At 43.0% G+C, this 11,352-nt stretch carries 9 protein-coding genes and 1 tRNA gene; 2 read left to right on the top strand and 8 right to left on the bottom strand.

Annotation, left to right across the window (positions count from 1 at the left end; genetic code table 11):
* Nucleotides 1-348: 348 nt before the first annotated feature.
* Nucleotides 349-1,218, top strand: coding sequence for an alpha/beta hydrolase family protein (locus ACST14_RS09005; RefSeq protein ID WP_459462759.1), 870 nt, complete (start codon nucleotides 349-351; stop codon nucleotides 1,216-1,218).
* Between the two features lie 99 nt (nucleotides 1,219-1,317).
* Here the strand turns inward: ACST14_RS09005 and ACST14_RS09000 are convergent.
* The 4 genes from ACST14_RS09000 to ACST14_RS08985 all read right to left on the bottom strand — a co-directional run bounded on the left by ACST14_RS09000 (nucleotide 1,318) and on the right by ACST14_RS08985 (nucleotide 5,127).
* Nucleotides 1,318-1,391: transfer RNA gene (locus ACST14_RS09000), tRNA-Asn, on the bottom strand.
* Between the two features lie 75 nt (nucleotides 1,392-1,466).
* Nucleotides 1,467-2,861 carry an efflux RND transporter periplasmic adaptor subunit gene (locus ACST14_RS08995; RefSeq protein WP_459462757.1) on the bottom strand — a complete coding sequence of 465 codons (1,395 nt, stop codon included), beginning with the start codon at nucleotides 2,859-2,861 and terminating at the stop codon, nucleotides 1,467-1,469.
* Between the two features lie 137 nt (nucleotides 2,862-2,998).
* On the bottom strand, nucleotides 2,999-4,351 hold the full coding sequence (locus tag ACST14_RS08990; protein ID WP_459462755.1) for a TolC family protein: 1,353 nt from the start codon (nucleotides 4,349-4,351) through the stop codon (nucleotides 2,999-3,001).
* A 95-nt stretch (nucleotides 4,352-4,446) separates the two neighbouring features.
* Nucleotides 4,447-5,127, bottom strand: a complete 681-nt coding sequence (locus ACST14_RS08985; RefSeq protein WP_459462753.1) for a M15 family metallopeptidase — start codon at nucleotides 5,125-5,127, stop codon at nucleotides 4,447-4,449.
* 52 nt (nucleotides 5,128-5,179) lie between these two features.
* On the opposite strand from ACST14_RS08985, the gene ACST14_RS08980 reads away from it, so the two are divergent.
* A complete protein-coding gene (locus ACST14_RS08980) occupies nucleotides 5,180-6,415 on the top strand; it encodes a nucleoside recognition domain-containing protein (RefSeq protein ID WP_459463129.1) in 1,236 nt (411 codons plus the stop codon).
* Nucleotides 6,416-6,500: 85 nt separating this feature from the next.
* Here ACST14_RS08980 and ACST14_RS08975 read toward each other — a convergent pair whose 3' ends face one another.
* The 4 genes from ACST14_RS08975 to ACST14_RS08960 are packed head-to-tail and all read right to left on the bottom strand — an operon-like array spanning nucleotide 6,501 to nucleotide 11,136.
* Complete coding sequence (locus tag ACST14_RS08975; protein WP_459462751.1) at nucleotides 6,501-6,977, bottom strand: UpxY family transcription antiterminator; 477 nt, start codon at nucleotides 6,975-6,977, stop codon at nucleotides 6,501-6,503.
* Nucleotides 6,978-6,979: 2 nt separating this feature from the next.
* Nucleotides 6,980-8,233, bottom strand: coding sequence for a nucleotide sugar dehydrogenase (locus ACST14_RS08970; RefSeq protein WP_459462749.1), 1,254 nt, complete (start codon nucleotides 8,231-8,233; stop codon nucleotides 6,980-6,982).
* A gap of 1 nt (nucleotide 8,234) precedes the next feature.
* Nucleotides 8,235-9,314: a GDP-mannose 4,6-dehydratase gene (gmd, locus tag ACST14_RS08965; RefSeq protein ID WP_459462747.1), complete on the bottom strand. Its 1,080-nt coding sequence runs from the start codon at nucleotides 9,312-9,314 to the stop codon at nucleotides 8,235-8,237.
* 49 nt (nucleotides 9,315-9,363) lie between these two features.
* Complete coding sequence (locus ACST14_RS08960; RefSeq protein WP_459462745.1) at nucleotides 9,364-11,136, bottom strand: AMP-dependent synthetase/ligase; 1,773 nt, start codon at nucleotides 11,134-11,136, stop codon at nucleotides 9,364-9,366.
* Between the last annotated feature and the right edge of the window lie 216 nt (nucleotides 11,137-11,352).

Raw genomic sequence — 11,352 nt, 5'->3', positions numbered from 1 at the left:
AAAGTACTTATAGGATTTCCAATAACCAAACCTGCTCTTGGCACATTCTTGGCGCAAAACGAAAATATCAGATATAATCCTCTTAGAAAAAGGTCTTAAAACCACCAAACCCTCTTCTGTGCTCGAACCACGAAAATCGATGAATAAAGGAAATAGAGATGAATTTTAAACGAAAAAAGTCACCATTTCTGATGACTTTCCTGTTTGCTCCCCTTTTCGACGAAAGATGCAACTATAATCCGATGATAGAATATGTGACCATTAAGAAATTGAAGGGTTGAACTTCGTATAAAGTTGCAGAAAATGAATGCTGTGTCGTACCAAAATGAAATTAGTTACCTTTGAGGTATGATGAAAGTTATCTTTTTATTACTCATACAGACAGTCATTGTTTATCAAGGTTTTGCCCAAAAATTTACACCTGTTATAAAACAAGATATTATAATCAATAGTGAAGGAGCTAATCTTGCAGGAACAATATATAGACCTAAAAACGCGTACGCCTCCGTTGTAATTGTACACGGTTCAGGCCAAGAATCTAGAATGACTGAATTCGCTGAGTTACTAGCAAATAATGGAATTTCAGTACTAACCTATGATAAACGAGGGGTTGGTAAATCTGGGGGAGTTTATGCTGGACCAGAGGTTGGAACAAATAATGTTGACTCCCTTAATATCAATTTATTAGCCAAAGACGCACGTGCTGCATTGAATAAAATAAAAAATTATAGTAATGGTACGCCAATAGGACTTCTAGGTTTCAGTCAAGCTGGATGGATTATTCCTATTGCTGCAAATTATAATCCACTTGTGAATTTTATGGTTTTATTTAGTTGCCCTACAATCACTTCCCTTGAACAACTTAGGTTTCAGTTTTATACCAACGGGAATACTAATTTTTGGGTAAACCATACTGAAGAAGACGCTCGAAACCATATCAAAAACGATTCAGACCGTTATCAATTTATCAGTACTGACCCAAAGGTTGCTTTAAGAAATATTTCGGCACCATCACTTTGGCTATTTGGGGAAAAAGACATTCAGATTCCTGTAAAATTATGTATTGAGCAAATCAATACCCTTAAATCAGAAGGCAAACCTTTCGAATATACTTTATTCTCAAATTTAGGACACAATACTCCATTTACTGATGATAAATCACCTGTAGAAATTGCTATTAACTGGATAAAAGAGAAAACTAAAAATTTCAAACCTTAATAGATTTTTAGTTTAAATGTCTGCTTAAAAGATGCAACTAGTCTAACTACCTGATAGACAAAGAAAAAGCCATCATTTCTGATGGCTTGTCCACTCTTGCTCCCTCTCCTGGGCTCGAACCAGGGACCCCATGATTAACAGTCATGTGCTCTAACCAACTGAGCTAAGAAGGAATATAGTTCCTATTGGGATTGCAAAAATAGGGGGCTAAATCAGTAAAAGCAAGATAGCCCCCCGTTTTTTTCAATTTATTTCTTGTCAGCGGCCTTTTCTGCTGCTTTCGGATCCTTCTTTTTCACTAAGTCTCCTTCTTTCAACTTCTTAGCTACCGTCGCGTATGGCCCTGCAATGATCTCTTGTCCGTCTTTCAAGCCAGACACGATTTCGATATTTTCAAAATCAGAGATCCCCGTTTTCACTTGGATCATTTTCGCTTTACCTTTTTCCATCACGAACACCACTTCTTTCGTGTTTTCCTTGCGCTTCTTAGCTTCTAAGGCATCGTTTGAGTTCATTGAGTTCGTTCCATCTTCTTCTTTCTTTTCACCTTCTGCTACAGCGCCTATTTCGCGCGTTGTCACAGATGATAAAGGAACGGTTAAAGTGTTTTCCTTTCTGTTGGTCAAAATCTCCACAGAGGCCGTCATTCCCGGCTTTAATGGATAAGATAATTTCCCTTTGATCAAGTCCGCATAAGAAGAACGCAATACACGAATCTTCACTTCGAATTCCGTTACTGCATCATTTGAAACGGCAGAGGCGCCGCTCGAATTCGCAGAACTCGCGATCTCATAAACCACCCCCTTGAACTTGCGTTCGCTAGAAGAGAACGCATCCACGTCGATTAATACCGTATCTCCGATACTTACGCGGGTAATGTCATTTTCGTTTACATTCACACGCACTTCCATTTTATTCAAGTTCGCGATGCGCAACATTTCCGTTCCCGCCATTTGTGATGTTCCTACCACGCGCTCCCCTAATTCAACGTTCAACTTGGAGATAATACCGCTTTGAGGAGCATAAATCGTTGTCTTCGTTAAGTTCGTTTTTGCTTCTTTCAAAGTCGCCTCTGAAGATTTCACATTGTAGTTTGCCGCATTCACGTTTGCTTTTGCTGCCTCTAAATCTTGTTTCGCCACTGTATAAGCAGATACGAATTGGTCAAAGTCTGCGTCAGAAATAACCTTGTCCTTATGCAACTTCGCGTTACGATCGTAGTCGATTTTGGCTTTAGAAAGACGTGCTTCGCTTTGGGCTAACACCGCCTTACTTTGTTCCATATTAGCTTTCGTCGCATTCATTTGTGCTTCTGCACGTGCTAAAAGAGACACATAGTTATCTGGGCGAATCTTCAATAATTCCTGGCCAGCTACTACTGAATCGCCTTCCGCCACATTCAAAGAAACAATCTCTCCCGAAACGTCTGGCGACAATTTCACCTCTACCTCCGGCTGAATCTTTCCAGACGCACTTACCTTTTCAATGATCGTCGAACGAGAAACCTTCGCGAACTCTACTTCTGTAGGCTCGACCTTCCCGATCCATTCCATTTTTTTGGCTAGAAATAATCCTCCAAAAATTAATACCACCGCGCCTCCGATGATCATCCAAGTCCGCTTACTGTTGTTGTTTGTTGCCATAATTGTTTCGCTTTGCGAAAGTCCGGAGTCGTATTGCTGCGCAAAAGTCCGAAGTCGCACTTATTTAATTATAATTTATTTAAAACCAATTACCTCCGGACTCATTCCCTTCGGACTGTTTTTTAATTGCTTTGCAATTAAAAAACCAGCGCCTTCCCCTGATAAAAATCCAAAATCTTCGTTCTAAACACGAAGTCATATTTCGATTGAACCAAGCTCAAACGCGCACGATCTAAATTCGTTTTTTGTAAGTTATAACTCACAAAGTCGATTGTTCCTGCGCCAAAACGGCTTTCCGCTGCACGAAAAGACTCTTCTAAAGCTGAAACTTGTGAAATCCCTGCCTCGTATTTCATAGCTGCATTGTTTAGATTCAGATATGCTTGCTCAATATTTTGACGTAATGTCAAGCGAGCTCTTTCTGCCTCAATGGAAGCATTTTCTCGTTGCAAGCCGGCCTGTGCAATTCTAGTTCTGGAAGCAAATCGAGTGAAGATGGGGATATTTAATCCTACGGAAAGCACTTTGTTTTGGGTATTATTGATTTGATCAAAATACCCCAAGGTTAAAGCATTCGATTGATTCGCCGAAACGCTTGCGTTGAATGATAAAGTAGGTAGGGTAGCTGATTTTGCTACAGAAATTCCTTTTAATGCACTCTGAACCCGTAGATCCGCTGCTTTTACTAAAGGCTGAATAGTTAAGGCTTTGGTATATAATTCGTCTAATCCTGTTTCATATCCCTTCGTGTTAGGAACAGGAACCTGGATGCGCTGCAACTCGATCGATGAGATGCTGGAATCATTTAACAGTTGTAATAAGGTTAATTTATTGAGGTCTAAGCTGCTGTAAAAATTCACTACGTTCGACTCTTCATTCGCTAATTGCGCTTTTAAATCTAACAGATTAGAAGGTGCAAGCGAGCCCGCATTCACTAATTTCTCTGTGCGCGTGATTTGTAATTTCGTGATTTCCGTCTGCGATTTAGCAATAGTCAATTGGTCTTCCGAATTCAAAATGGCTAAATAAGCAAGCACCACTTGAAGCGAGATATTTTCTTTAATAGAAGCCAAATCTTCTTGTGATGCCTTCAAGTTGTAATCATTCTGGAGAACTGTGTTACGGATTTGGCCCCCATTAAAAAGAAGCATCCCCGCATTTAATCCCAGGTTATTGTAATTAATATTACGCGAATCGAATCCGTTCGTAAACGGGTTAATACTACGGCCAAAACTCGCCGACTGGTTAATATTCGCATTTAAATTAGGCAAAGCGTTGTTTTTCGACTGCTGCAATTGCAATTGTGCATTACGCAAACTAACCTCCGAAGACTTCACATTTAGGTTATGTTGTAACGCAATTTCCACCGCCTTAGAAAGTGATAATTGAACTGCATTTCCGTTCGCCTGAATGGCTGACGCGCTCTGTGCCTGTGCTTCTAATCCACTCACAAATAGAAGTGCTGAAAGGCTAATTATTTTTAAATACATAGGTCAACGATAAAATGTATGCAAAGGTACGCAATCCGCCGTTCGTCGCTCCTTATTTTAGGATAAACGGCAAGGGTTCAGGATAAAACTTCATTTTAAGGCACGACTTGAAACATTTGTTTCGCAACTTTACGAGAGAAGGCATTAAAATGCCACCATTCATATTCGATCGCTGTAAATCCTGCTTGAGTCATCACATTCCGCAAAATCAACCGATTATCGATCGCTTTTTGGCTTAATTTCCCGGCTTTTAAAAGCCTCGCCTCCTCTTTAGGATAAGCCATTTCGCCAAAAAAATCATATTTCGTCCCCATCTCTAACGGCTTTCCTTTCTCGTCTGCCACCGTTAAATCGATCGCGCTTCCATAATTATGAATCGAATGCTCTTTCGGATCTGCCACATAAGTACGTCTTTTCGCTGGAGGGTATTCCGTTAATGTATTCCAAAGCTCCCACTGCTTCGACAACGGTCTCGCCGCATCATAAATCAGCAAATGATAGCCCGGATGTGCTTTTTCTAAGCTTTCCTGTGCCTTTTTTAGCTTTGCCATCGTCTCTTTCTGCAAATACGCATGCGTCAAACAACCATACACGTCCTTCTTCATAAAATTATCAGAGGTCGCATATTTTAGTTCGACTAAAACACCCGGCACCTGCGAAGTGACCTCTTGAAGTCCTTGTTTCTGCATAGAAATCTCAGCGGCACAAGTAGTTTTTTGTGCCCTCAACGATAGGCTTGATAGCAGTATAATTCCTGCTTTCCAGAATAGTCTCATAATTATGACGGAATTTTCCCTAAATTTAATCGTTTTTTACCTCTTAGAACCTATGGCTTTAAATTGGATTTGGTTTTTATTTTTCGGCGTCGCATTCGTAGTCGCCCTCATTCAATTTATCTTTTTCGGAAATTCCGACATATTTAAAGTACTTGTCGACGGCATGTTTGACTCTGCAGAAGTCGCCGTAATGAAAGTCGCCCTTCCCTTAACCGGCGTGATGGCCTTTTTCATGGGCATTTTACAGGTAGGGGAGAAGGCCGGTGCGATCCATTTTCTAGCCCGCAAAATTCAACCTTTTTTCTCTCGTCTTTTTCCTGAAGTGCCTAAGGACCACCCAGTTCATGGCCAAATGATCATGAACTTCTCCGCTAACTTATTGGGCCTCGATAACGCAGCAACCCCCTTTGGCCTGAAAGCGATGCAAGGTTTACAGGATTTGAATCCGGTCAAAGAAACCGCCTCTAACGCCCAAATCATGTTCCTCGTGCTACACAGCGCTGGCCCCGTTTTAATCCCCCTTTCCATCATGGCCCAACGCGCCATTTATGGTGCTCAAGATGCCTCAGACGTATTTATTCCCTGCCTAATGGCCACCTACGCTGCCACCATCACCGGTTTAATTTTCGTCTCAATCAAACAGAAGATTCGCCTTTTCGACCCCGTCCTTTTCGGCTGGCTTTTCAGTATCACCGCCATCCTAGCCGGTATCCTTTGGTACTTCAGCAGCCTTTCTAAAGAGCAAATCGACATCCAGTCCAAACTCTTCAGCAACGGCATCCTCTTCACCTTGATATTCTCCTTCATCGCCGCGGCCTTTTATAAGAAAGTAGACATATTCGGCTCCTTCGTCGAGGGCGCCAAAGGCGGCTTCGAAACCTCCGTCCGCATCATTCCCTACCTCGTAGGAATGCTCGTAGCCATCTCCTGCCTTCGCAATTCAGGTGTTTTAGGTTTTATCGTTGACGGAATGAAATTTGTCGTAGACAGCATCGGAGTCGATAACCGTTTCACCGACGCCATGCCTACCGCACTTTTACATCCGGTTTCCGGCAGCGGCTCGCGCGCCATGATGATCGACACCATGAAAACCTTCGGCCCCGATTCCTTCGCTGGCCGCCTGGCTTGCGTCTTCCAAGGCTCCGCCGAAACAGTACTTTTCGTCATCGCCCTTTACTACGGATCCGTTCAAGTGCGCAACATTCGCTATACGCTTTGGGCGGGATTAGCGGCGGATTTAGTGGGGATTCTTACGGCGATTTTTGTGAGTTATCTTTTTTTTGGATAGGCAATAGATGGTAAATGGTAAGTGGTGAATGGTAAATGATGGCATCTAAAATTCATTCATAATTTACCACTTACCATTCACCATTTTATTTATCTGCTAATGCTGCTACTAATTCAAATCCGAGGCTTTCTATTTTGAGGCGGACCTCGTGCTTATTCTTCAGCCCGACAATCTTCGCCACCTGGCCTGTTAATGGCCCAGATTCGATCGTGATGTAGTCGCCTACTTTAGCGGTTTTTCCAACAGTTTCTACTTCAAGGTGATCGGAAAGAAATTGTTTAATGGCAACAATATCTGAATCTTGAATGACAGCAGGTTTATGTAACCAATAGACGAAGTTCACGACCCCTAGGGTTCTGCGGACGAGGCCGCTTTGTTTTTCGAGGTCGATGTTTACGAAGACATAGGAGCGGAAAAGGACTTCTTCTACCCACTTTTTGCGGTCGGACCATTGTTTTTTGCGCTTCGTGGTGGGACAATAGGCTTCGATGCCTAGGTCTTCTAGACGCAAGGAGACTTTCTTCTCCATTCGGGATTTCGTGTAAATAGCGTACCAGGCCATGCTTATAAACGGGCGTCAGCCAAGTCTTTTGAGAGTATAGATTTGATGTCAAAAATGACTCCGTTTTCGGCGCGCAGAGACGCAAAAGGGAGGTCTAAAAATTCGGTGTGCGCTACGGTCAAGACGATCGCCTGGTAGCTAGAGGCTAGTTTGGTGACGAGGTCGATGCCGTGTTCGTGTTTTACTTCGGCGGCGTTTGCCCAGGGGTCGTAGACGTCTACGTCCATGCCAAAGTCCAGGAGTTCTTTGTAAATATCAACTACGCGGGAGTTGCGGATGTCGGGGCAGTTTTCTTTGAAGGTGATGCCGAGCATGAGGGTTTTGGCGCCGCCGATTTTTTGGCCTTTATTAATCAACAGTTTGACTAATTTATTCGCTACGAAAATACCCATGTTGTCGTTCACGCGTCGACCGGAAAGGATTACCTGTGGATAATACCCAAGGCTTTCGGATTTGTGCAATAGGTAATAGGGGTCTACGCCGATGCAGTGGCCGCCTACTAATCCGGGTTTGAAATTCAAGAAATTCCATTTCGTTCCGGCGGCTTCTAATACCTCGGTGGTGTCGATGCCCATGCGATCAAAAATCAAAGCCAATTCGTTCACAAACGAGATATTTACGTCGCGTTGCGCGTTTTCGATGGCTTTACTTGCTTCGGCAACCTTCATCGATGGCGCTTTGTGCGTTCCGGCGGTGATGATGGAGCGGTATAATTTGTCGACTTTTTCGGCGATTTCGGGAGTGGAGCCCGAGGTGACTTTTTTGATTTTGGTCAACGTATTCACCTTATCGCCTGGGTTTATGCGCTCTGGCGAATAGCCACAGAAGAAATCTACATTAAACTTTAATCCTGAGAATTTTTCCAAAACAGGAACGCAGTCTTCCTCGGTGCAACCGGGGTAAACGGTCGATTCATAAATCACTAAATCGCCTTTTTTCAAGGCTTTTCCGATCATCTCGGATGCCTTCAAAAGCGGACTTAAATCCGGTTTTTTGAAATGATCAATGGGGGTGGGAACGGTGACGATAAAGGTATTGCAAGAGTTTAGGTCTGCGGCGTTAGACGAAAATGTCAAAGAAATCGACGTTTTTAATTGCTCTGCTGTTACTTCTTGTGTGCGATCGAAACCTGTATTCAATTCCGCGATGCGGCTGGTGTCGATGTCGAAACCGAGTGTGGGATTTTTTTTGCCAAACTCCACTGCCAGCGGAAAACCCACATATCCTAAGCCTATAATGGCGATCCGTGTACTCATCTTATTTATTCGAGAATAATTTTACATCCGACAGAATCATGTCTTTTACGAGCGCGGCTAAGTCGTATTTCAGGGTCCAGCCTAGTTTTTCTTTGGCCTTCGTCGGATCCCCGATCAATAATTCTACCTCCGTCGGACGGAAATAGCGCGGATCGATCGCGATCACCTCTTGCCCTACTGGCACCTGATAAGCGGGATTTGAGCAAGAAACCACCGTTCCTTTTTCGTTCACGCCCTCGCCGGAGAAAGCTACTTCGATACCTAATTCCGCGAAAGAAAGGCGAATAAACTCGCGCACGGTCGTAGTAACGCCCGTCGCAATCACATAGTCTTCTGGGGTGTCTTGTTGCAAAATTAACCACATCGCCTCGATATAATCTTTCGCGTGGCCCCAGTCGCGTTTCGCGTCCAGATTCCCTAGATATATCTTTTTCTCTTGTCCTAAAGCGATTTGGGCGACTCCGCGGGTGATTTTACGCGTTACAAAAGTCTCACCGCGAAGCGGGGATTCGTGATTAAATAAAATCCCGTTTACCGCAAACATGCCATAGGCTTCGCGGTAATTCACCGTGATCCAGTAGCCATATAATTTAGCGACCGCATAAGGTGAGCGCGGGTAAAAAGGAGTTGTTTCGGATTGGGGAACTTCCTGTACCAGGCCGTAAAGTTCCGAAGTGGACGCTTGGTACACTTTGGTCTTTTTAACCAAACCAAGCAAACGTATGGCCTCTAAAATGCGTAATGTTCCGATGCCGTCTACTTGCGCTGTATACTCGGGTTCGTCAAAGGAAACTTTCACATGGGACATCGCCCCTAAATTGTAAATTTCGTCAGGCTGAACTTCTTGAATGATGCGAATGATATTCGTTGAATCACTTAAATCTCCGTAATGCAGGATAAACGAAGCCGAATCCACGTGCGGATCTTGGTACAGATGATCGATGCGATCCGTGTTAATCAAGGAGCTTCTGCGCTTGATTCCGTGCACGATATAGCCCTTATTTAAAAGAAATTCCGCTAAATAAGCGCCATCTTGTCCTGTTACGCCCGTAATGAGAGCTACCTTTTTTCCTGTCGACATACGATTCATTAAGAAATCAAAATTACGCAAAAAACGGGCCTAACGCAATTTATTCGTATAGGGCCAAAATCGCCGCCTCATGTTTCGCGTAGATTGCCTTGCGCTTTAATTTCAGGGTAGGGGTGATTTCTCCATCGCTTACCGTGAATAAACGCGGCAACAGAACGAATTTTTTCACCTGTTCGTATTTCGCCACCGAAGCCATAGTATCTAGTACCTCTTGATCCATTTTTTGGAGAACCTCCTTATTTTTGATTAGCGCCTCTGGGCCTTTGGCCTGAATACCTTGCTGATCCGCCCACACTTGCAAGGCGTTAAATTCTGGTATAATCAGTGCAGAAGGGAATTTTTGACTTTCGCCTACCACCATACATTGCTCAATGAAAGCAGATTCTTTCAGCTTATTCTCCACTAATTGTGGCGCCACGTATTTACCTCCAGAAGTTTTGAATATCTCTTTCTTGCGATCGGTAATCTTCAAATACTTGCCATCTACCATCGTTCCGATGTCGCCCGTGTGGAACCACCCTTCTTTATCGATAGCTTCTGCCGTCGCTTCCGGATTTTTATAATAACCCACCATCACAGAATCTCCTCTTACACAAATCTCCCCATCTTCCGCAATCTTTAATTCGATACAGTCGATTAGCGATCCCACGCAGCCTACTTTAAAGTCCACCGGTTTCACTCGAGACACAGAAACTACCGGAGAAGTCTCCGTTAATCCATATCCTTCTGAAACCGGAATGCCTGCCGCCCAAAAAACGCGCGACAAACGTGGTTGCAAAGCCGCAGAACCTGACGCGATTAAACGAACATTGCCACCTAAAGCTTCTCTCCATTTGCTGAAAATCACTTTTCGGTAGAAGGCTAATTTTAAAGAATCTAGTAAGCCTAATTTTTCCATCGGGTCGTATTTCAGACCAAACTCCAATGCGCCGAAGAACAACGTCCGCTTGATGCCGGTAAGCTCGTTTCCTTTGGCCAAAATCTTATCATACACTTTCTCAAGCAAACGTGGAACCGAAGCAAACATCGCTGGTTTCACCTCTCTAATGTTATCCGCGATCGTCTCCATGCTCTCCGCATAATAGACCGAAACACCGTAATACATATACATATAAATGTCAGTACGCTCATAAATGTGGCATAAAGGCAAGAAGCTTAAGGCCCGATCTTCTGGCAATAAATCAAAGAAATTGCCCCTCACTAAAGATTTCACATTGCTCACAATATTGTGGTGCGTTAACATCACGCCTTTAGGGCGCCCTGTTGTACCAGACGTATAAATCAGCGTCAATAAATCACTTGGCTGCACCGCATCCATTAAAGGCTTCAATTTTGCCACATCTTTTCCTTCTCCTAAATCCTTCACGGTTGTCCAGCGCTCCACATCAGCCACAGGATCAAACGTATAAATGCCCTTTATTTGCTTATTCCCTTTCGAGGCCTCCTTCACTTTCAGATACAATTCTTCGTTTTCACAGAACACAAACTTCACTTCTGCATCCTTAAAAATGTAGTCGTAATCTTCAATCGTGATCGTGGGATACATCGGAACGGTAACTCCGCCTATGATTTGTACGGCAAAATCAACAAAATTCCATGCTGGACGATTACCAGAAATGATCGCCACTTTTTCACCGGGCTTAATTTTTAATTCAAGTAAACCTAAAGCAAGGGTTTGAATCGTTTCCAAAGTTTCGTCGACCGAATACTTCTTCCATTCGTCTTTTCGTTTCAGGCAAAACAGATCTTCTTTTTTAAAGGTCTTGTAAGCGTCTAATAAATCAAATACGCGGGTGAATTGTTGATGAACCATATAGTGAAGGGTTTAGAGCTAGCAATTTAGTGAATTGTATTAAATATAGTTCTTTTTGCACCTAAATTACTTATCCACAAGTTATCCACATTAGGTACACTGTTTTGATCTTTTTTTGTCTTACAAAGTCTACATTTTAGATCAAAATATCAAAAAAGCATTAAAACTCTTTTTTTAGCTTTAAAACTTATCCACATACATAAATTAAAAAAAGAA

The sequence above is a fragment of the Aquirufa sp. A-Brett2-15D genome, from assembly GCF_054558735.1.
The sequence above is the reverse complement of the archived record's forward strand: the minus strand, read 5'-3'. Positions and strand labels throughout refer to the sequence as shown.

Coding starts and splice junctions, on each gene's coding strand:
- ACST14_RS09005 (WP_459462759.1), top strand. CDS start 349: ATGATGAAAGTTATCTTTTTATTACTCATACAGACAGTCATTGTTTAT.
- ACST14_RS08995 (WP_459462757.1), bottom strand. CDS start 2,861: ATGGCAACAAACAACAACAGTAAGCGGACTTGGATGATCATCGGAGGC.
- ACST14_RS08990 (WP_459462755.1), bottom strand. CDS start 4,351: ATGTATTTAAAAATAATTAGCCTTTCAGCACTTCTATTTGTGAGTGGA.
- ACST14_RS08985 (WP_459462753.1), bottom strand. CDS start 5,127: ATGAGACTATTCTGGAAAGCAGGAATTATACTGCTATCAAGCCTATCG.
- ACST14_RS08980 (WP_459463129.1), top strand. CDS start 5,180: ATGGCTTTAAATTGGATTTGGTTTTTATTTTTCGGCGTCGCATTCGTA.
- ACST14_RS08975 (WP_459462751.1), bottom strand. CDS start 6,977: ATGGCCTGGTACGCTATTTACACGAAATCCCGAATGGAGAAGAAAGTC.
- ACST14_RS08970 (WP_459462749.1), bottom strand. CDS start 8,233: ATGAGTACACGGATCGCCATTATAGGCTTAGGATATGTGGGTTTTCCG.
- gmd (WP_459462747.1), bottom strand. CDS start 9,314: ATGTCGACAGGAAAAAAGGTAGCTCTCATTACGGGCGTAACAGGACAA.
- ACST14_RS08960 (WP_459462745.1), bottom strand. CDS start 11,136: ATGGTTCATCAACAATTCACCCGCGTATTTGATTTATTAGACGCTTAC.